The sequence below is a fragment of the Sorangium sp. So ce1335 genome (genome assembly GCF_051521615.1).
GTDB lineage: Bacteria > Myxococcota_A > Polyangia > Polyangiales > Polyangiaceae > Sorangium.
In genome coordinates this window covers 8126208-8145992 of record NZ_CP150363.1, presented here as the reverse complement: position 1 = coordinate 8145992, position 19785 = coordinate 8126208, and the positions used below count along the sequence as shown (strand labels likewise).

17 protein-coding genes are annotated in these 19785 nt (G+C 72.3%); 7 read left to right on the top strand and 10 right to left on the bottom strand.

Annotated elements, in window-relative coordinates; genetic code table 11:
* Positions 1-44: 44 nt before the first annotated feature.
* Positions 45-428: a hypothetical protein gene (locus WMF24_RS29945; protein ID WP_437738956.1), complete on the bottom strand. Its 384-nt coding sequence runs from the start codon at positions 426-428 to the stop codon at positions 45-47.
* Between WMF24_RS29945 and WMF24_RS29940 the strand changes: the two genes are divergently transcribed.
* Complete coding sequence (locus WMF24_RS29940; RefSeq protein WP_437738874.1) at positions 343-1227, top strand: hypothetical protein; 885 nt, start codon at positions 343-345, stop codon at positions 1225-1227. The two genes, WMF24_RS29945 and WMF24_RS29940, sit on opposite strands and share 86 nt — an antisense overlap.
* Positions 1228-1903: 676 nt before the next feature.
* On the opposite strand, the gene WMF24_RS29935 is transcribed toward WMF24_RS29940, so the two are convergent.
* The gene (locus tag WMF24_RS29935) at positions 1904-3844 is read right to left on the bottom strand and encodes a CotH kinase family protein (RefSeq protein WP_437730833.1); all 1941 of its coding nucleotides are present in this window, start codon (positions 3842-3844) and stop codon (positions 1904-1906) included.
* A gap of 555 nt (positions 3845-4399) precedes the next feature.
* Here WMF24_RS29935 and WMF24_RS29930 point away from each other — a divergent pair.
* The 4 genes from WMF24_RS29930 (at position 4400) to WMF24_RS29915 (ending at position 7116) form a co-directional block, all read left to right on the top strand.
* Positions 4400-4666, top strand: a complete 267-nt coding sequence (locus WMF24_RS29930) for a hypothetical protein (protein ID WP_437730832.1) — start codon at positions 4400-4402, stop codon at positions 4664-4666.
* 13 nt (positions 4667-4679) lie between these two features.
* On the top strand, positions 4680-4877 hold the full coding sequence (locus WMF24_RS29925) for a hypothetical protein (protein ID WP_437730831.1): 198 nt from the start codon (positions 4680-4682) through the stop codon (positions 4875-4877).
* Positions 4847-5776, top strand: a complete 930-nt coding sequence (locus tag WMF24_RS29920) for a hypothetical protein (protein ID WP_437730830.1) — start codon at positions 4847-4849, stop codon at positions 5774-5776. The genes WMF24_RS29925 and WMF24_RS29920 overlap by 31 nt, the downstream gene beginning before the upstream one ends.
* 446 nt (positions 5777-6222) lie before the next feature.
* Positions 6223-7116: a hypothetical protein gene (locus WMF24_RS29915; RefSeq protein WP_437730829.1), complete on the top strand. Its 894-nt coding sequence runs from the start codon at positions 6223-6225 to the stop codon at positions 7114-7116.
* A gap of 188 nt (positions 7117-7304) precedes the next feature.
* On the opposite strand, the gene urtE is transcribed toward WMF24_RS29915, so the two are convergent.
* From urtE to urtA, 5 genes are all read right to left on the bottom strand, one after another.
* Positions 7305-8006 carry an urea ABC transporter ATP-binding subunit UrtE gene (gene urtE / locus WMF24_RS29910; protein ID WP_437730828.1) on the bottom strand — a complete coding sequence of 234 codons (702 nt, stop codon included), beginning with the start codon at positions 8004-8006 and terminating at the stop codon, positions 7305-7307.
* Between the two features lie 5 nt (positions 8007-8011).
* Positions 8012-8833 carry an urea ABC transporter ATP-binding protein UrtD gene (gene urtD / locus WMF24_RS29905; protein WP_437730827.1) on the bottom strand — a complete coding sequence of 274 codons (822 nt, stop codon included), beginning with the start codon at positions 8831-8833 and terminating at the stop codon, positions 8012-8014.
* 117 nt (positions 8834-8950) lie between these two features.
* Positions 8951-10105, bottom strand: coding sequence for an urea ABC transporter permease subunit UrtC (gene urtC, locus WMF24_RS29900; RefSeq protein ID WP_437730826.1), 1155 nt, complete (start codon positions 10103-10105; stop codon positions 8951-8953).
* 14 nt (positions 10106-10119) lie between these two features.
* On the bottom strand, positions 10120-11016 hold the full coding sequence (gene urtB, locus WMF24_RS29895) for an urea ABC transporter permease subunit UrtB (protein ID WP_437730825.1): 897 nt from the start codon (positions 11014-11016) through the stop codon (positions 10120-10122).
* A 36-nt stretch (positions 11017-11052) separates the two neighbouring features.
* Positions 11053-12348 carry an urea ABC transporter substrate-binding protein gene (gene urtA / locus WMF24_RS29890; RefSeq protein ID WP_437730824.1) on the bottom strand — a complete coding sequence of 432 codons (1296 nt, stop codon included), beginning with the start codon at positions 12346-12348 and terminating at the stop codon, positions 11053-11055.
* 787 nt (positions 12349-13135) lie between these two features.
* Between urtA and WMF24_RS29885 the strand changes: the two genes are divergently transcribed.
* Both WMF24_RS29885 and WMF24_RS29880 read left to right on the top strand, forming a co-directional pair.
* Positions 13136-13819, top strand: a complete 684-nt coding sequence (locus WMF24_RS29885) for a hypothetical protein (RefSeq protein ID WP_437730823.1) — start codon at positions 13136-13138, stop codon at positions 13817-13819.
* Between the two features lie 451 nt (positions 13820-14270).
* Positions 14271-14795, top strand: coding sequence for a hypothetical protein (locus WMF24_RS29880; protein ID WP_437730822.1), 525 nt, complete (start codon positions 14271-14273; stop codon positions 14793-14795).
* Between the two features lie 142 nt (positions 14796-14937).
* Here the strand turns inward: WMF24_RS29880 and WMF24_RS29875 are convergent, their stop codons facing one another.
* From WMF24_RS29875 to WMF24_RS29865, 3 genes are read right to left on the bottom strand one after another with little or no spacing between them, the layout of a single operon-like run.
* Entirely contained in the window at positions 14938-16761 is a 1824-nt protein-coding gene (locus tag WMF24_RS29875; RefSeq protein ID WP_437730821.1) for a hypothetical protein, read from the bottom strand.
* A gap of 1 nt (position 16762) precedes the next feature.
* The gene (locus WMF24_RS29870; RefSeq protein ID WP_437730820.1) at positions 16763-17896 is read right to left on the bottom strand and encodes a tetratricopeptide repeat protein; all 1134 of its coding nucleotides are present in this window, start codon (positions 17894-17896) and stop codon (positions 16763-16765) included.
* A gap of 5 nt (positions 17897-17901) precedes the next feature.
* Positions 17902-19689 carry a protein kinase domain-containing protein gene (locus WMF24_RS29865; protein WP_437730819.1) on the bottom strand — a complete coding sequence of 596 codons (1788 nt, stop codon included), beginning with the start codon at positions 19687-19689 and terminating at the stop codon, positions 17902-17904.
* Positions 19690-19785 lie beyond the last annotated feature (96 nt).

Here is a 19785-nt window from a genome sequence, read left to right as displayed (position 1 = left end):
CGCGAGCCGCGACGTGTCGCACGAGCTCGCCAGCCGGGCCGCGCTCAGCGCGGCTTGTCGCGGGACGCCACGCTCGTCAGCCGCGGCGCCTCGCCGGTCCTCCGGATCGCGTACTGCCTGGCGTGCTCCGAGCGCGCCGGTCGACGGTCCCTCGCTTGCCAGGGCTCGCGTCCGCCGCGCAGAGGGCGAGCGTGCAGGGCGCTGCCGCTGTCCGCGACCGACGACGAGACGCTCGCGCGCGCCGCGGCGCAGGGGTACCCCGGCGCGGCGCCTGTCGTCTGGCAGCGGTTCGCGCCGCTCGTGCGCCGCATCCTGAAGCGCACCCTGGGGCCGGGCGACGAGGTGGACGACCACGTGCAGGACACGTTCCTTCGCTTCTTCCGTATGGCGAAGGACCTGCGCGACCCGTCGCTGCTCTCGAGCTTCATCGTCGGCATCGCGGTGCGCGTGGCGCGCGCCGGGCCGCGGCGCGTAGGTAAAAGAAGCCGGATCGCAGCGCGAGGAAGTGCAGCGCGGCAAACCGAAAGGGGTGGGACCGCGAGCGTCGAGATGGCTCGGTCCTGGGTCGAAAGAGCGTGGTCCGGGCGTCTCGCGGTCCTGCGTGCGTCCTCCGCGTTGCGCGGCGGAGTAGGGCGCTCGGGGCCGGGGCCGGCGCGCCGCCACGCCACGCTCCACTGCACGGAGGCCGCGTACGAGGCCGAGGGCGCCGCCGCCCCGACGAGCGCCGAGAGAACCCGATCGGTAGAATGGCCATCAATCAGAGAGAGGGCACTGCTCGTAGCAGCGCCAGACCTCCGTGCTGCGGTCCGTGCCGCCGGCGAAAGACGCCTTGATCTCGTCGCAGGGCGCGTCGAGCACGCACGACGCGCGACACGCCTCGTGTTCGGAGCAGCCGGCGAGGTCGTCCTCGAGCTCGAGGTCGTCGACCCCGCAGGCAGCGGCGTGCTCGACGGCATCCGCGCATTTCCCCGTCTTGCAGCCGGCCGTGAGGAGCGCGGTCGCAATGAAAATCGACGCCATGAGATAACTCTTGCGCATAATCCAGCTCTGCACCTCGCAACGTGTGGATGGAGGGGAGCCGGCCGGCCCATGCAGCGCGGCGCCCCGGAAGCGGACCGCCGTTGCCGCTGGCCCCTTCACCCGATGGAGAACGTGGGGGAGCCGGTTTGGGCACGGGCCGATGTCGGTTTTTGGCTTCCAATCTTGCTGGAATCTGGCGAAGGTTGAACCGGGGGATCGGCCCGCTCGGATGGGAAGTGATCGCGTCTCGCGACGTTCGGCCGGGCGCATCGCGTACCGGCTCAAGTACCCGACGCGGGGCGCCCCCCACCGGATCATGACGCCGGTAAATTCATTGCTCGACCTGCCGCATTGATTCCTCCGCCTCGGCATCTATTGACGGGATACAGCAGCGCGCTCGCACCGCGCTCGAAACGGCACGGCGCCGTGACACCACGCGTCCCTTCGATACCACGGAAGGGCAACTCGGCAGCTACCCGGAGCGCCTGCGCGACCGCCCGGACCTCTGGCGCGACGCCCTGACGCCGCGCTCACGGGGGGTCGCAGGTGACCGAGTTCGTCCACCTGCATCGCTGGCCGGTGTTCAACGTCGCCGACATGGCTCAGCAATCACCGGAGCGTTGGAGCATCAGTCCTCTTCGCCATGGTAGACCACGAGCTCCTCGGCCCCGTCGCGTCGGATTCCACCTGTGCTTTGAGTGTGAGAGGCCTGCCACCCGATGACGTGGCCTTCAGGATGACGCGCCGACGGCCTACGTCGTCGGTTCCATCGTCGAACACTTCAGACGCCCGCCCAACGGTCGTTCGCAGTTCCTCCTCGGGCTCGGTCCAGGCTCGAAAACCAGTATGCCGCACCGCGTCGAGCAAAGCTGCCCGCGCCGTGTCACGGCAAGTTGGCGTCCATCCAGGCGAGTCGGGCCAGGAGGAAGTCGTGCATCACCTGGAGCTGCCCCTCCCACGTGGGCGCGGTGGGGCCGCCGAGGAAGCCGGTGCTCGACCTGATGATGCTCGACACCGGCCATCTGGCGAAATCGCGGACCACGGCCCGCCCGAGCGGCGCGCTCAGGGTATCCATGCGATGCTCGATCGCGGCATCGGACAGGAGCGTCTCGCGGAGCGCCGTGTAGCGCGTCCGCACCCGCGCCATGAACGCCGGGTCTCCGGTGAGCTTCTGATACCAGTTGTTGACGTTCCTCTGGCCGCTGAAGCGCCAGCCGGTGTCGCTCGCCGATTGCGGCGTCGCGCTCTGGGCGCCCACGCCGCCGAGCGCGAAGTTGTAGTCCCACAGCGGGCCGGCCTTGAGCTTCTCATCGCGATCCTTGTGGTAATAGGCGCTCCGCACGTAAGCGTCCACGTTGAGCGTCAGCTCGTTGATGATCAGGTAATCGATGAACGACGGCACGTCGATGTACGCCGCGTAATCACCGATGGGCGTCTGATGCAGGCCGTCGTGGAACTGCTGGATGTACTGCGTCAGCCAGGTCGCCTGCTCGGCGTTCAGCGGATCGGGATCCACCACCTCGAGATCGACCCAGCACGTGCCGACCGGACGACCGCCGCCGCCGAAGCCGAACCCCGGGAGGGGATCCGAGCCCGTGCACGTGAGCTTCGGCTCCTCGGCGGCCGCCTGGTCGAACTTGAAGATGTAGCCGCCGCTGATGTCGGGCAGCTCCCGGTCCTCCTCCTCGAGCTGCTTGAGATCGGTCCGGACCTTGTTGTTCTTGATCGTCTCCGAGACCCAGTAGATGCCCTGGTAATCCGCCTCGCCGATCGCGTGCGCCTCGTAGTTCAGGTAGACCTCGGCGAACTCGTTGCGCGGCGCCTGGAGGCCCATCTCCCGGCCGAGCGCGTAGGTGAACGGATTGCGGATCAGCGTGCGGTCGTAGTAGGGCGGGATGAGCGCCCAGTCCGAGTCGGCGGGCATGCCCAGCACCGCGTAGTCGAGGTCCTTGCCGCGGTTGTCCCACAGCTCGAGCTTGTACGGCGTCTGCGGAAAGGACCGCGACGACTGGCCACGCACGTGGTAGCCCGCGCGCATCGCCATCGTGGGCAGCGAGGCCATCGAGGCGACGCCGTCGACCGGCTCCCAGATCATCACCGCCGCGTCGAAGTAGACTTCTTTATCGGTCGGCTTGCCCTTGCCGTAACCGTCCACGACCATGATGGGAATGTCGGACGTCGCGTCGATGGTGCGCGCGATGTAGAGGCCCGTGCTCACCGAGCCGGCCGCGGCGCCCCCCACGAACGGCTGCGCGCGAACCTGCGTGGTGGCCGTGAGGATCACCGGTTCGCCCGTGTACAGCGTGGATTCCGCGGTCGGCAGCTGCCCGTCCACCGTGTAGCGGATCTCGGCCCCCTCGATGGTCGTGGTCATCCCGACCTGGATCTGGTCCCTGAATGTCTGGCTCGGCGTGGAAAACGCGACATCCCCGATCAAAGGATCAGTCTCTGACGGGGTATCCTCGCCACCCGAGCCGCCGGTCCCGGTCGTCGCGCCGCCCGAGCCGCCGGTCCCGGTCGTCGCGCCGCCCGAGCCGCCGGTCCCGGTCGTCGCGCCGCCCGAGCCGCCGGTCCCGGTCGCCTCACCGCCCGAGCCGCCGGTCCCGGTCGCCTCACCGCCCGAGCCGCCGGTCCCGGTCGTCTCGCCGCCCGAGCCGCCGGTTCCGGTCGCCTCACCGCCCGAGCCGCCGGTCCCGGTCGCCTCACCGCCCGAGCCGCCGGTCCCGGTCGTCTCGCCGGTCCCCGTCACACCCCCGCCGCCCGGGCCGCCAGCCGACGCGGAGCCGCCACCCACCGCGCCCGAGGCGCTCGATGAGCTTGCCACCGTCGCGCCTCCGGCGCCGTCCTGCGGTATTGCCTCCGGTGCTGGGGCACATGCAATGCCCAGCGCGAGGATCGCAACCGCGATGGATCCGTGAAGCCCGGCAAACCGCGCGCGTCTCACCAAGATGATATTTTCCACAGTTGGCCTCATCCAAATTTCAAGATCTCGTCATCCTACTGACGCACAGGGTTCCAGCGCTACCCGTTTCTCGCCCAGCGCAGGACGTGGCTGCTTCAATGCACGGAGAGTTATGGATACAGCGTCGCTTTCCCAGGAGGACGGAGAAACTCCCCTGCCGCCGGGCGAACGCGGGCGCAGGCGCCTGATGGCGCAGGCGCCTGATGGCGCAGGCGCCTGATGGCGGGAGGCTGGCCGAGGGCGCGTCCAGGATGCTTGTCGCCCTCAGCTCGGCTTCATGGGGAGGCGGGCCCATTCCGGGAACGTCGTGAAGCCGCCGGGGACGAGCGCGTTCGCCGCGGCGATGTGCGCCTCCCGATCCGGGCCGAGGTAGGTGCAAGGTTCTGGCGGCGGCAGCGCGCCTCTTCTGAGGTGGGCGTGCCCTTCGATCCCGGCGCTTGCGACGGAGAGCTCCTCCTCGAGTACCGCGCCGACCTCGTCGTCGTCCTGCTCGACGGCGACGCGCCGAGCTGGGTGCTCATCGTCGAGGTCCAGCTCGGAACGCTGAGACGGTACCCGCCGAGAAACGCCGCCCGGCAGCAGGACACGCAGACTCACGCCGTTACGCGCGAGCTGCCACGATCGTGTCTCTATTTCTGTTGTGCAGCGTCGATTGTTCGAATGCCGCTCCTCCCGGAGCGCTGATATCGCCGCCGCCGTGGGCGAGCTCGACGGGTGCGCCAAGCAGACCGCCCGCCGGGCGGAGGCGATGATGAAGGTCTACGAGCACTTGCGCGCAGGCTCGCGAATCGATCTCTCTTTATCTGCCATGCAGAGCGCTTATTCGAAGTGCATCGCCGCAGGTGAGCTGATATCAACACCGCCGTGGGCAAGCTGGACGGGTTCGCGAAGCTGACCTTCGCCGAGGTGACCCAGGGCGTCACCGCCGGCTCCGCCGCATGGCACCGGCCACCCGAGGTCCGGCTCGAGCGCGTCCAGGCCGACGGCCACCTCCGCGTGTTGCGGCCCGAAGGCCTCGCTCCGCTCGCCCATCCCTGGCCGGAGGCGTGCGACCATGACGAGGTGCTCGTCGAGATCAAGATGGCCGGCGACCATGTCGACATCGTGGAGCTCAAGCGCGCCACGCTCCGCCGGCTGGCGCGTGAGATCGAGCGCATCGAGGAGCGCTCTCCGCCGTGGATGGGCGAGGAGCCGCTCTGGGTCGTCGCTCCCCACCTGCCGTCGTGGTTGCACACGGTGCGGGCGCTGGAGCGGCTCGCCCCCGGTTGTTACCGCGTTGGTCCCTCGCCGTTTCAGTTCCTCTGGATCGCGGCCAACGAGCTGCCGCTGCGCGACGAGCTCGTGCCGTTCCTGACTGCTCGAGCAGGACAGGCCCTCGATGAGTTCGCCCGGTGGGTCGCACCGCGGCGGGATGTGGAATGGGTGATCTCCATGCTAGAATACCTGCCGATGTCACTGAAGACCCGTGAGGACTTGCTGCGACGGTTCGCCCGCGTCGACGACCCGGAGATCGAGGCGCGCAGGCAGTGGATCCTCCAGGCCCTGCTCGACCACAGTCCGGAGGTCAAGGCGGAGCTCATCGAGCAAGGCGTCGAGAAGGGGATCGAGAAGGGGATCGAGAAGGGCCAGCTCACCGAGGCGCGCGCGCTGCTGCGCAGGTTGCTGGCTCGCCGCGGCTTCGCGCCGACCGCGGCGATGGAGGCCCAGATCGACGCCTGCTCCGAGCTGGACACCCTGCACCGGTGGCTGGACCAGGCCATGACCGCGGACAGCGCAGAAGAGGCGCTGGCGTAGACGCCACGCGCGGCCTGCGGGCCTCCCTGCCGTCGCTCCGTCCCCGTCCGGCGGGCCAACGACGCCTCCGCCATGGGCTCGCCCGGAGGCGCATGAGCCTGCCGCCTTCGGCGACTCGCCCGCCCATGACCGCGCCGCCGCCGCGGATCGTGTCCTCGACCTGAGCGTCGGCCGCTTCGATGGCGGCGCGGGATCATGGCCTGCTGGCGCGGTCGCGCGGGCGTCGGTGACGGCCGTCGCCGCGCGGGCGTCGGAGCCGGGCGCGGCGGCGCAGGCCCGTGGCTGAAGGGTGAGCACGGCCGTCGTTGCACCCTCTCTCTATCTGGCGTCTCCGCCCGCGCCGGTCGCGCCATTACGAGCGCGCCGCTGGAATCGTGTCTCTATATCTGCCAGGCAGAGCGATTATTGGCCATGCATCGCTGCTGGCGAGCTGGTACCAGAGCGGCATGGGAAAGCTGGACGGGTTTCTGAAGCGGGCGTTCGCCGCGGCGACGGCGCACGTGGACGCCAGGCACGTCGCTCGGCAGGATACGCTCGCGCTGTGGCGTGAGCGCATGCAGGCCACCGGCTATCTGCAGGTGTCGCGGCCCGAAGGCCTGGCGCCCCTGGCGGCGCCCTGGCCGGAGGCTCGGGATCACGAGGAAGTGCTTGTCGAGCTGAAGCTCGCCGGCGATGTCGTCGACGTGGTGGCGGTCAAGAGGGCCCTGCTCCGGCGGCAGGTGCGCGAGGTCGAGCGCGTCGAGGAGCGCGAGCCGCCCTGGATGGGCGAGGAGCCGCTGTGGTTCGTCGCTCCCGACGTGCCATCGTGGCTGCACAGTGTGCGGGTGCTGGAGCGCTTCGCGCCTGGTTGCTACCGAGTCGGGCCCTCGCCGTTTCCGTTTCTGTGGATCGCCGCCAACGAGCTGCCCTTGTGCGACGACCTGATGCCCTTCCTGGTGGCGCGCTCGGGACAGGCCCTGGACGACTTCGCCCGGTGGGTCGCACCGCGGCGGGAAATGGAATGGGTGCTCAACATGGTACAGCACATGCCGATATCACCGGAGACACGTGAAGAGTTGATGCGCAAGTTCGGTCGCTCTGACGACCCGGAGATCGAGGCGCGCAGGCAGTGGATCCTCCAGGCCCTTCTCGCCGACAGCCCGGAGGTCAAGGACCAGCTCATCGAGAAAGGCCAGCTCACCGAGGCGCGCGCGGTGCTGCGCAGGGTGCTGGCTCGCCGCGGCTTCGCGCCGACCGCGGCGATCGAGACCCGGATCGACGCCTGCTCCGACTTGGACACCCTGCACCGATGGCTGGACCAGGCGGTGACCGCGGCCAGCGCAGAAAACGCGCTGGCATAATCCTCAGGCCGTTCGCGCCTTGCGGCCACCTGCGAGGTGTGCCGTGCCGTCGCCGTCCGGCATTGAAACGCGCTGGCATGATCCTCAGGCCGTTCGCGCCTTACGGCCACCTGCGAGGCGCGCCGCGCCGTCGCCGTCCGGCATCGCCCCCTCACGCCCTCACGGGGCCGGGCAACCTCGGAGCTGCCCTATACCGCCAGGAACTCCCTCGCGATCTCGTCGTCGAACTCCTCCACCTTCCCCCGCCGCACGATCCCCCCGTTATCCATGATGGAGTACTCGCTCGCCGTCGAGAGCGCGAAATCCAGGAACTGCTCCACGAGCAGGATCGCCATGTCCCCCTTCTTCCCGAGCCCTTTGATGACCTCCCCGATCTCCTGCATGATCGACGGCTGGATCCCCTCCGTCGGCTCGTCCAGCAAGAGGAGCTTCGGCTTCCTCAGCAGCACGCGCGCGAGCGAGAGCTGCTGTTGCTGCCCGCCGCTCAGCGTCCCCGCCGCCCGCGCCTGGAACTTCTTGAGGATGGGGAACATCCCCATCACCTCCTCCAGCGCCGCCGGGCTCGGCGTGGGGTCGCTCTTCGCCTCGAAGCCCATCAGCAGGTTCTCTCGCACGGTCAGGTACGGGAAGATCCCTCGCCCCTGCGGCACATAGCCGATCCCCGCGCGCGCCCTGTCGCTCGGCGACCTCGTCGTGAGGTCCGTCCCGTCGAGCGTCACCTTCCCGCGCCGCGGCTTCAGCACGCCCATGATCGCCTTGAGCAGCGTCGTCTTGCCGACCCCGTTGCGGCCCAGCAGGCACGACACCCGGCCGGGCGCGACGTCCAGGCTGACCTGCGACAGGATGCAGCTCTCCTCGTAATAGACCGCGAGATCCTCGACGACAAGCATGCTCTCTACCGCTCCTCCGCCGCAGCCGTGGCCGCCGCACCACCGCGCCCGCGCCCCGCGTCGTGCGCCCGACCGAGGTACACCTCGATCACCTTCGCGTTGCTCTGGACCTCCTCGACAGGCCCCTCGCACAGCCGCCTTCCCGCGTGCAGCACCGTCACCGTGCTCGCGTAGCGACGCACGAACTCCATGTCGTGCTCCACCACGAGCACCGACCGGTGCCGCGCGATCTCCTGCACGAGCTCCCCCGTCCGGTCCCGCTCACGCCGCGTCATCCCCGCCACCGGCTCGTCGAGCAGGAGCAGCTTCGGCTGCTGCACGAGCAGCATGCCGATCTCCAGCCACTGCCGCTCCCCGTGCGCCAGCACCGCCGCCCGCACGTCCGCGCGCCGCCGGAGCCCGATGCGGTCGAGCGTCTCCGAGATCTCCTTCTCCTGCGCCGACGACAGCCCGCGGAGCAGCCCCGGCGCGCTCTCCCTGAAGCCCAGCGCCGCCTCGAGGTTCTCCAGCACCGTGAGGCTGCCGAACACCGCCGGCGTCTGGAACTTCCGCCCGATCCCGAGCCGGACCAGCGCGTGCTCCGGCAGCCGATGCGCCTCGACAGCCTCGCTCCCGGACTCCCCACCTCCGTGGAACATCACCCGTCCGCTCGACGGCCGCGTCCTGCCGGTAAGGATGTCGAGCAGCGTCGTCTTCCCGGCGCCGTTCGGGCCGATCAGGAACCTGAGCTCTCCGCGCTGGATCGAGAAGTCGAGCCCGTCCAGCACCTTGAAGCCGTCGAAGCTCACCGTCACCTGCTGGACCTCGACGATGTTGCCGCGGCTCATCGGTTCGCTCCTCGCGTCGCCCCTCGCATGATTCCCGCTCATCTGCGCTCGTCTCCGCTCATGTTCCGCTCATGTTCCGCTCATGTGCCCATGTTCCGCAGGCCCCGCGCGTTCCGCTCAGCGCCCCGTCGTCGCCGGCGCCTCGGAGCGCCCCGCGTCGACCTCGGCCGCGGCCGCCGGCCCGGCCGCCGCGGCGTCGCCCCGCGCGGCCTCGCCGCCCGCGCCGCGGCGCGCCAGCCGCGCGGCGTGGCGCCGCAGGAAGCCGGCCACGCCCGTCGGGAGCAGCATCACCGACGCCGCGAACAGCGCGCCGAAGCCGAGCTGCCACACCTCGGGGTACGACTCGCTCAGCGCGCTCTTGCCGAGGCTCACGAGGATCGCCCCAAGGATCGCGCCGATCAGCGTGCCGCGCCCGCCGACGGCCACCCACGTCACCATCTCGACCGACGGGATCACCCCCATCGACGAGGGCGAGATGAGCCCGACCTGGCAGACGAACAGCGCCCCCGCGACGCCGGCCATGCCCGCCGACAGCGCGAACACGAGCGTCTTCAGGGTGACCGGGTTGTAGCCGAGGAAGCGCACCCGGTTCTCGTCGTCGCGCATCGCCACGAGCAGGCGCCCGAACCGCGACTGCGTGAGCCGCCGGCACAGGAGGTAGAGCGCCCCCAGGCAGAACAGCGTCACGAAGTAGAGCACCGTCTGCGTCGAGGCGCTCCCCCGCGCGAAGCCGAAGATCGTCTTCAGGTTCGTGATCCCGTTCGTGCCGCCGGTGATCGCCTGCTGGCCGATGAAGAGGATCGACGCGATCAGCGTGAGCCCCTGCGTGATCAGCGAGAAATACACCCCCTGGACGCGGCTCCGGAACACGAGGTATCCGACCGCCGCCGCGATCGCCATCGGTACGATCACGACGGCGCACAGCGCCACGACCGGCGAGCGGAACGGCTCCCAGAAGAGCGGCAGCGCCGTGAGGCCGCTCCAGCTCATGAAGTCGGGCAGCTTCGCGCCCGACGTCTCCAGCTTGAGGTACATCGCCATCGCGTAGCCGCCGAGCCCGAAGAAGAGCCCCTGGCCGAGGCTCAGCATGCCGCCGTAGCCCCAGATGAGGTCGAGCCCGAGCGCGACGATGGCGAACGTGAGGAACTTGCCGAGCAGGTTCAGGCGGAAATCCGAGAGCACGAGCGGCGCGGCGAGCAGCGGCAGCGCCAGCGCGAGGGGCGCTCCCCAGGTCCAGAGGAGGTGGCGAAGGGTGGAGTCTCGAGGGGCCATGTCCGTTTCCTCTTCTATCGGGTGCGCAGGGCGAGCAGGCCTGTCGGCCGCCATTGCAAGAAGGCGATCACCAGCGCGAACACGAGCGCCTTGCCGAGCGACGCCGTCGTCGAGAGCTCGAGCAGCGTGTTCGCCACGCCGATCACGAGCGCCGCCACCACCGTGCCGGGCAGCCGCCCGAGGCCCCCGAGGATGACCACCATGAAGGCGTCGACGATGTAGTTCGTCCCGAGCGACGGGCCGATCGAGCCGAGCTGCGTCAGCGCGCACCCCGCCACCCCGGCGAGCCCCGCGCCGAGCGCGAACGTCGCCGCGTCGACCCGGCGCGCGCGCACGCCGAGGCACGAGGCCATCTCCCGGTTCTGCATCACCGCCCGCAGCCGCCGGCCGCCGGCGGAGCGGTGCAGGTACGTGTAGACCGCGACGATGCACGCGATCACGAGCGCGATGAGGAAGACGCGCTTGTAGGGGAACTGCACCCCGTCCGAGAGCGCGACGCCGCCGCGCAGCCACGACGGGCTCGACACCTGCACGTTGGACGCGCCGAACAGGCTGCGCGCCGCCTGCTGCAGCACGAGCCCGACGCCCCACGTGGCGAGCAGCGTGTCGAGCGGCCTGCCGTAGAGGAAGCGCACGATCGAGAGCTCGAGCGCCAGCCCGAGCACGCCGGCCACGAGGAACGAGGCCGGCAGCGCAAGGAGGAACCAGACCCCGGCGTCCGTCCCCCCGACGAGCGGCGCAAGGTGCTGCCCGATGACGTACGTCGTGTAGGCCCCGGCCATGATGAACTCGCCGTGGGCCATGTTGATCACGTTCATCAGCCCGAACGAGAACGCGAGGCCCATCGAGATGAGCAGGAGGATCGAGCCCAGGCTCAGACCGTTGAAGGCGTGGAGGAGAACTTCGTTCATCGGGAGCACCGACCGTCGAGAGGCCTCGCCGCCGCGCTACTTCGCGGCCAGCTCCTTCGCCCAGGGGAACGCGGTGAGGTACGGGTCCGGCTGGACCGGCTTGCCCGTGCTCCACACCTCGTCGATGAGGCCGTCCTGCCGCACCTTGCCGATGCGCACCGTCTTCCAGGTGTGCTGGGTCTTGCCGTCGAGCCGGACGAGGCCCTCGGGCGCGGCGTGCTCGATGCCGCCGCCCTGCACGGCCTCCTTCACCTTGGCGACGTCGGTCGACTTCGCCTTCTCGACGGCCATCTTCCACAGGAAGACCCCGAAATAGCCCGCCTCGATGGGATCGTCCGTGACGCGCGCGGCGCCGTACTTGGCCTTGTACGCCTCGACGAACCTCTTGTTCTCGGGGGTGTCCGTCGTCTGGTAGTAGTTCCACGAGACGAGGTGTCCGGCGATGTTGTCGGCGCCGATGCCGCGCACCTCCTCCTCGGCGACGCTCACCGAGAGGACCGGCAGCTTGTCGGCGGTGTAGCCGGCGTCCTTGAACTGCTTGAAGAACGCCACGTTGCTGTCGCCGTTCAGCGTGTTGAAGATCGCGTCCGGCTTGGCCGCGCCGATCTTGCTGATGATGGTGCTGACCTCGGTCCCGCCGAGCGGCAGGTACTCCTCGCCGGCGAGCTCGCCGCCCTTCGACGCGAGCTGGGCCTTGATGATCTTGTTCGCCGTGCGCGGAAATACGTAGTCGGAGCCGAGCAGGTAAATGCGCTTCTTTCCCTGCTCGAGCAGGTAGTCGACCGCGGGGACGATCTGCTGGCTCGGCTCGGCGCCGGTGTAGAAGATGTTGGGCGACTGCTCGAGGCCCTCGTACTGGACGGGGTAGAACAGGAGGCCGTTCAGCTCCTCGAACGAGGGCAGCATCGCCTTGCGGCTCGCGCTCGTCCACCCGCCGAAGACGACCGCAACGCCGTCCTGCTGGATGAGCTTTCTGGCCTTCTCGTTGAACGTCGGCCAGTCGCTGGCGCCGTCCTCGACGACGGGCGTGATCTGCTTGCCGAGCACGCCGCCCGCCTTGTTGATCTCCTCGATCGCGAGGAGCGTCGCGTCCTTGACGGCCACCTCGCTGATCGACATGGTGCCGCTCAGCGAGTGGAGCACGCCGACCTTGATGGTGGCGCCGTCCGCCGCGGCCGCCGCGGGCGTCCCGGGCGAGGCCCCCGGCGCCGGCGCCTCCTCGCCCTCCTTGTCGCACGCGGAGAGCAGGGCCGCGCCGGCGAGGGCCGCCGCGATGCAGAGCGCCCGCCGTCTCGAGGAGCCCGCCGCCGGCCGCTCCTCAACAACGTCCATCCCAGACGTGAACTTGTTCAACGCATCCTCCTTGGGTGCCGGGAGCCCGTTCAATGCCCTGCATCGACGCGGCGCGGCGAACCGACTGCACAAGAGCCGTGATGAAGCTCGGGAGTCAGCGACAGCGCTGGAAGACTCCCGGCTGGACGCCGAAGGCGCGCTCTGCCCAGCAGAGATCGGCCCTCGGACACGGGGCCAACGACACGACGTCGTGGTGAAATGTCTTATGCCGAGCGCCATGTTTCCTCGAGGTTTCGTCGAGGTGAAATGTCGACCGGCCGGGCGGCGCCGCGCGCTTTCCGGGGGCTGTCTGGATTCCCGATCACAAAGCGCGTGTCGCGCTCCGTCGTCGTCGCCTCGACGTCGCTGTGCGCGGCGCCAGCCCGAGCTCCGTCCACGGCGCGGCGCGGGCGCGAGGCCGCGCAGGTCGCGCGCGGGGCGCGCCCGGACAGGAGCAGCGGAAGCGTCGTGTTGGTCGCGTCGCTCGCGGCGCGCCGGTGTGGGGAGCTCTCCCCGCCGCGCGCACGAGCGCTGAGCCCTCCGGCGCTGTCGTGACGAGGTGTGCTCTCCAGTGCTGCGAAAAACTTGTATCTGGGGCGGGAGATGCCGAGTAGAGTGGTGGATGCTGTCTGTGTCCTGTGCTGGGTCGGCACGGAGGGCAGGCGGGGTGGAGCGTATGGGAAGCACGAGTCATCTGCCCGGTGAGACGGATCGGCGATCTTCGGGGAACGGCGGCGGCGCGGCGCCGAGCGGCGCGGCGGCCGGGCCCCGGGACGAGAATTCGGTGGTGATCTCCCTGAGCGCGCTGCTCGCGGTGGAGGCGGCCGCCGAGAAGGGGGCCGACGCGCGGGCCGATCGCGGCGCGACGGGCTCCGGAATGGTGGATATCCACGGGCTGGCCTCCGGCGAGGGACAGGAGCGCAGCAGCTACCTGGATCTCTTCCCGTTCGGCGCCCCCGGCGCGGAGCTGCCCGCGTTCAGGCCACCCGAGCTCACGCCCGTGCCGTCCGAGGTCCCGATCGACCTGCGCCCCCCGCGCGCGCGGCGGGCAGCGGTCGTGCGGTATGGCGTGATGGGCCTCGTCGGCGCCGCCGTCGTCGCCAGCGCGGCGTGGCTCGGCGCCCCGCGCGAGACGCTCCGCGCCGCCGCGCAGGCTGGCGTGGGGCACGCTGCGGGCGCGGCGCTGGCGCAGCTGCCGAAGGCGGAGGCGAAGCCCGCGGCCCCGGAGCCGCCGCCGGCCAGGCAGGCCGACAAGGCGCGCGACGGCGCCGCGCGCGGCGCCAAGGCCAGGCCCGCCGCGCCCTCGGGCGGGGACAGGGCGGCCGCGAAGCGCCCCGCGGCGGTCCGCGCGGCGGCGGCGCCCGCGGCCGCCGCCGCGCCGCCGCCGGGCCAGGGCGGCGCGCGGGCGGCGGGCGACCCGTGCAAAGGCGATCTCGACTGCGCCATGCGGCGCGCCCTCGGCGGCTCGTAGCCGCCGCCACGAAGGCTCGTCACATCTCCTGTCGAGTTCGCCCCGGCGAGCTCTGCCGCTCAACGCCTCTCTTCTCGACCCAGGTCGTCGAGCGCGCCTGAGCTCGCCAGTCCCCTCGAGAGAGCAAGTACTCCGCGCAGCAGCGCTTGATCCCGCGCGAAACCGCTGTTGTGATGTCTGCTCCTGCTGCAAAAAGCCGCTGGTGAGAGAACTGTGTGCGCGCGCCTACCTCACGCACAGCTTGCGTGAACGTGCGCTCTTCGTGTCTCCCGGGCTGCACCTGGGCGAGGCGGTGAGCACGCAGCAGATACCATCACGAAAATTTATGGTGTAGGAACAGCACCCGGCGCCCATGGCGGCGCTGAAGTGCAGGGGAAGGGCTGCCGGGCGGCGTCGCTCGCCAGGCCCTTCATCACGAGCAGCGCAACCTTCTTGGTTGGAGGATGATCTCATGAAGATTCTTGGTTTCGCGTCGATCCTGGTCAGCGTGTGCGCGATGGCGGCCTGTACGGTCACGGACGGCAGCGGCGATGGCGGCGCCGGCGGCGAGGGCGGCGAGGGCGGCTCGGATACGACCACCACCACCTCCTCCTCCTCGGGCGGCGGTGAGGGCGGTGGCACGGGCGGCGAGGGCGGCGGGGACGTGACCAATGAGTGCTCCGAGCTGGAGTTCCAGGCGTGCGCGGACTGCTGTGCCGAGGCGAATCCCAGCGAGGCGGAGGCGTTCAAGAAGCTGACTTTCTTGCACTGCGGCTGCGACGCAGCAATCCGGTGCGCCGACATCTGCGACACCACGGATCCGACGACCGACGTCTGCGGGGAGGACGGGGAGGTCAACCTGGAGGTGAACAACCCCGACTGCGAGCTGTGCGTCGCCGAGGAGTCGAGCGGCTCGTGCTACGACGACGCGTACGACGCCTGCGCGGCCGCCGAGGACTGCCAGGCGCTCACCACGTGCTCCGACACCTGCGAGTGATCTCCCGCTCTCCGGCCTGACCGGGCACGACAGGCGGCCTCTCGCAGGTCGCCTGTCGCGCTTTGTGGGCCCGACCCGGAGGCGGCTCCGGGCTCCGCCGCCCTCCTGCGCGACCTGTCGGCGTGCTCCACGCTCCGGGGCCTCACGGCGCCAGCCGGACCAGCAGGACGTCGGCCGCCGCCGACCGCGCGACGACGCCGTCGAGATCGACGCTCCCCTCCACCGTCCCCGCGAGCACGACATGGCCGCGGTCGGCGGGGGCGCCAGGGTCAACGAACGCCGCCACGCCCGCCGCGGACCGGCTCCCCCCGGTCTCCCCGGCGCCCGGACCGAGCCGCTTGCTCCACACGTGGCGCCCCTCGGCGTCGAGCCGCGCCACGACGATGTCGCTGCCGCCGCCGGCGCCGCCGAGCGGGCCGCCGCCGAGGTCGGTCGGCCCCATCACGTCGCCGGCGAGGACGAGCCCGCCGTCGGCGGCGAACGCGACGCGCGGCGGCCGCTCCGCCGGGTAGGACCGGCTGAAGCGGTGCTCCCGCGCGGCCCCGAGCTCGACGACGAACGCCGACACGCCGTCCGAGAACAGCGTGCTGCTGCCCAGATCGAGCAGCCCCTCGAACGTCCCGGTCAGCGCGATCTCGCCGCCCGGCCCGGCCTCGATATCGCCCCCGTGCTGCTGGCGGCCGTCGCCGAAGGCCACCGACGCGACGTGATCGCCGCCCTCGTCGAGCTTGACGAGGAACACGTCGCTCATGCCCGCCGACGAGAGCCGGGGCGCCTCCTCGCCGAACTGGAGCTCTCCCTCGAAGCTCCCCGTCAGGACCACGTCCCCGCGCGCGTCCACGACGACGCCTGTCGGCTCCTGCGTTCCCGGGCCCCCGAACGCCCGGATCCAGAGCAGCTCGCCCGCCGCGTTGAGCCGGGTCACCGCCACGTCGCTCCCGCCGGGCTCGGCCACCGCGAGCGCCACGACGACGTCGCCCGCCGCCGAGAGCGCGATGTCCTGCGGCCTGCCGGGGGGGAGCACCGCGCTCCAGCGCAGCGCGCCCGACGCGGCGTCCAGCTTGAGCACGAACCCGCGCGGCGCGGACGCGGTGAGCCCGGCGTCGCTCATCACGCCCTCGAGCTCGCCCGCGACGGCGATCTCGCCCTCGAGGTCCACCGCGATCCCCCGCAGCCAGCCTTGCCCCTCGTCGACGAGCCGCCGCGCCCACGTCACGGCGCCGTCCGCCTCGACGCGCGCGATGAAGACGTCGCGGTCGGCGCCGGTCGCGATCGGCCCCGCGCCGAGGTCGAGGGAGCCCTGGAACTCGCCGCCGAGGATGGCGAACGCCCCGTTGCCGGCGATGAGCGCCCGCGCCCACTCCTGGCCGGCGCCGCCGAGGAGCCCGCCGCCGGGCGCGCCGGGGAGCACCGCGCCGCAGTCCCCTCCGCCGCTGCAGTCCTCGTCGGCCGGCGTCGCGCAGTCCTCGGCGCGCGGCGTGACCTCGCCGGCGCACGCGCCCCACCGGCCGTCGGCCCCGCACGTCCGCTGCCCGGCGCTGCACACGCCGACGCCGACGGTCCCCGGCGGCCCGCCGTAGGGGCACGCCTCGACCGCGCCGGGCGCGCAGGCGCAGACCTCGCCGCCATCGGCCGCGGCGCCGCTGCTGCCGGCGTCCGGCTCGTCCACCGCGCCGTCGCAGTCGTCGTCGGCCGCGTTGCCGCAGCGCTCCGGCGCGGGCGTTACCTCTCCCTCGCAGGGGCCGTAGCCGTCGCCGGCGGCGTTGCAGCGCCGGAGGCCGGTCAGGCAGGCGCCGACGCCCTCGGTCGCCGGCGGCCCGCTGTAGCAGACGACGGCGGAGAGCGGCTCGCAGGGCTCCTTCACGAGGATGCCGTCCTCGAGCCCGAGGAGCGCGTTGCACCCGGCGCAGCCGAGCGCCACGAGCGAGAGCTGCCTTCCCATCCGGAGCGGGCCGCGGGCGCGCATGTCAGTAGCTCCCCTTCACGACGAGCGAGAACGCGCCGGGGCCGACCGAGGCCGAGGCCGTGGCGCTGCGCGCGGGCGCGCCGGCGGGCCTCGACGGCGCGGTCCAGAACAGCACGCCGGCCGCGAGCAGCGCGGCGGCGCCGGCCGAGAACGCGATCGTCGACGCGTGGCCGGCCGCCTGCGCGTCCGCGCGCAGCGCGACGCCGGCCGCGTCGCAGCGGTTCTGCGCGTCGCAGTGGGACCTGTTCGAGGCGTCCCGGCGGGAGATCGCCTGCACGCCGAACACGGCGCCGAGGCCGAGCCCCACGAGGCCCGCGCCGCCGGTCGCCAGCGCGAGCACCCGCTGCCCGCGGCCGACGCCGTCGCCGCGATCGCCGCCGGCCTGGCCGGCGATCGCGACGACCGCGGGCGCTTGCTTCCGGGGGACCGGCGGCGCCGCGGCGAGCGCGCGCGGGGGCGGCTCCGGCTCGAGGGCGGGCACGTCGACGACGACGCGCGCCCCGTCCGGCGGCACGGCGCGCGCGAGCGACCAGCGCCTCCGGCCGGGGGCGCGGGCCTCTATCGTGTGCGTCCCGGGGTCGACCGGGAGCGCCTGCCCCCACTGCGCGGGCAGGACGAGCACGCCGTCGCGCCGGATCTCCAGCCCCGGCGCCGCCCCCGCGGCGGGCACCGCGATCTCCATCCGCGAGAGCCGCGGCTCGAGCGCCCCCGCGAGCGCTGCCGCGCGCGCGGCGCGGGGGTCGCCCGCGCTCTTCGCGATGGCCGCGGCCTCGCTGAAGACGTTCCAGGCGCTGGCGCTCCTGCCCGCGCGCGCAAGGCAGTCGCCGAGCCGCAGGAGGAGGTTGATCGCCGTGGGATCGAGCGTCCGCCCCTGCTCGAGCACGGCGCACGCCTCGGCGACGCGCCCCGAATCGAGCAGCTGCGTCGCGACCTGGTAGAGCGCGAGCACCTGCTCCTTGTGCCCCGCGCCGGGCGGCGTCGCGCCGGGCTCGCCGTGCGCCGCGCCGGGCGGCGCCGCGCCGGGCTCGCCGGCGGCGCCGCTCGCCGGCGCGACGGACAGCGATAGCGCCGCGAGGGCGCAGGCGATCCCGCGCGGGAGCGAGCAGCGGACCTTCGTTCGAGCTCGTCGGCGCATGGCGATCACCAGGGGCTGTCCGACGTGCCCGTCGGGGCGGCCTCCGCGCTGCGGCCGGGCGCGTCGACGGGCGCCGCGGTGCCGCCGGCGCGCGCCGCCGGCGACGCCGCGACCGCCGGCGCCGCTCCGGCCGCCGCCGCGGCGGCGACCGGGGCCTGCGAGGGAGCCTCCTGCGGCGCAGGGCGCCTCGGGGGCTCCTGGCGGGCCGCGATGGCCGCCGTGGGCGCGCCGCCCGCCGCGGGCGCGGGGCGCTCCGGCCCACCCGGCCCACCCGGCCCACCCGGCCCACCCGGCCCACCCGGCCCACCCGGCCGCGCCGGTCGCCCCCGCGGCGCCTCCGCCGCTCCCTGCGATGCCCCCGACGCGAGCGACGCGCGCGCTGGCGTGCGCGGCGTCCGCTCGGAGGCCGCCCGCGCGGGCTGCGCGGCCATCGCCGGCCGCACGAGGCCCGCCGTGTCGCACGCCGCCGCGGGCGCCTCCCCGGCGGCGGCCCCGAGGGGCGCGCCGACCGCGCTGCCGGCGCCGCTGTGCTGCGCGTCGCGGGACGCGAGCGGCCCGGCGGCGAGCGCCTGCGGCTCCCCGGCGAGCGCCTGCGGCTCCTCGGCGAGCGCCTGCGGCACCCCGGCGAGGCGATGCGCGCCGGCGCCGTCGACCCAGGTGGACCCGGCGCCGCCCGGCCACCCGGACGGCAGCACCGCCGCGGCCAGCGCGGCGCTCGCGGAGAAGGCGCCCGCAGCGGCCGCGACCCACGCCCGCCGCGGGCGGCGGGTCTCGGGCCGCTTCGTCTCGGGCGGCTCGGCCGGCCGGACGGCGGTCGGCGGCGCCTCCTCCAGCCACGTGAACGTCGGCTGGCTCCGGTGGACCGCCGTGGGCAGCGTCGCGTCGGGCGCCCCGCACAGCGCGAACGGCGCGAGCGCCGCGGCGAGCTCGCGGGCCGAGGCCGGGCGGCGGGCCCGGTTCTTCTCGAGGCAGCCCATCACGATCTCCTCGAACCCCTCGGGCAGATCGGCGCGCGCGCTCCGGAGCGGCCGCGGCGCCTGCTCCGTCACGACCAGCACGAGCTGCTCCAGCGTCTCCGCGCCGAACGGCAGCGCGCCGCTGACGAGCTGGTAGAGCACGACCCCGAGCGCCCAGAGATCCGCGCGCAGGTCGACGTCCTTGGGCGTGAGCATCTGCTCGGGCGCCATGTAGCGGCGCGAGCCCATGACCGACCGCGCCGTCGTCATCTCGAGCCCGTCGTCCTCGGGCCTCGCGGACGTGAACTTCGCGACGCCGAAGTCGAGCACCTTGACGAGCGGCGTGCCGTCGGTCCGGTACGTCAGGAACAGGTTCGCGGGCTTCAGGTCCCGGTGCACCATCCCGAGCGCGTGCGCCTCGGTGAGCGCCACGCACGCCTGACGGACGTACTCCGCCGCCTCGTCGATCGGGAGCCGCCCGCGGCGCTCCACGATCGAGCGCAGATCGTTGCCGGACAGGTGCTCCATCACGATGAACGGCACCGGCAGCCCGACCCCGTGCCGCGGCGGGAGCGCGCCCAGGTCGTAGACCCGCGGCACGTGCTCGGTCTTCAGCCGGAACATCCCGCGCGCTTCGCGCTGGAACCGACGGAGGAGCGCCGCGTTGTTGCAGTACTCCGCCCGCATGAACTTGATGGCCACGAGCTCGCCCAGCGACAGGTGCCGCGCCGCGACGACGGCCCCCATCCCGCCGATCCCGAGCAGCCGCTCGACCCGGTAGCGGTCCGCGATGACCTCGCCGCAGTGCACCGGCACCACTCCCTCTTCATCGCTCACCACGCGCCCCCCAACTCCGTCGCTCAGAGATTGCAGATCGGCCAGGCCACGATCTCGAACCGGATGTTCCTTGCAGGGCCACGCTCGACGCGCTTG

What these genes read in the sequence shown, in the direction of transcription:
- WMF24_RS29880 (WP_437730822.1), top strand. Translation starts at nt 14,271, where the DNA reads ATGAAGATTCTTGGTTTCGCGTCGATCCTGGTCAGCGTGTGCGCGATG.
- urtD (WP_437730827.1), bottom strand. Translation starts at nt 8,833, where the DNA reads ATGAGCCGCGGCAACATCGTCGAGGTCCAGCAGGTGACGGTGAGCTTC.
- urtB (WP_437730825.1), bottom strand. Translation starts at nt 11,016, where the DNA reads ATGAACGAAGTTCTCCTCCACGCCTTCAACGGTCTGAGCCTGGGCTCG.
- WMF24_RS29945 (WP_437738956.1), bottom strand. Translation starts at nt 428, where the DNA reads ATGAAGCTCGAGAGCAGCGACGGGTCGCGCAGGTCCTTCGCCATACGG.
- urtC (WP_437730826.1), bottom strand. Translation starts at nt 10,105, where the DNA reads ATGGCCCCTCGAGACTCCACCCTTCGCCACCTCCTCTGGACCTGGGGA.
- urtA (WP_437730824.1), bottom strand. Translation starts at nt 12,348, where the DNA reads ATGGACGTTGTTGAGGAGCGGCCGGCGGCGGGCTCCTCGAGACGGCGG.
- WMF24_RS29915 (WP_437730829.1), top strand. Translation starts at nt 6,223, where the DNA reads ATGGGAAAGCTGGACGGGTTTCTGAAGCGGGCGTTCGCCGCGGCGACG.
- WMF24_RS29875 (WP_437730821.1), bottom strand. Translation starts at nt 16,761, where the DNA reads ATGCGCGCCCGCGGCCCGCTCCGGATGGGAAGGCAGCTCTCGCTCGTG.
- WMF24_RS29870 (WP_437730820.1), bottom strand. Translation starts at nt 17,896, where the DNA reads ATGCGCCGACGAGCTCGAACGAAGGTCCGCTGCTCGCTCCCGCGCGGG.
- urtE (WP_437730828.1), bottom strand. Translation starts at nt 8,006, where the DNA reads ATGCTTGTCGTCGAGGATCTCGCGGTCTATTACGAGGAGAGCTGCATC.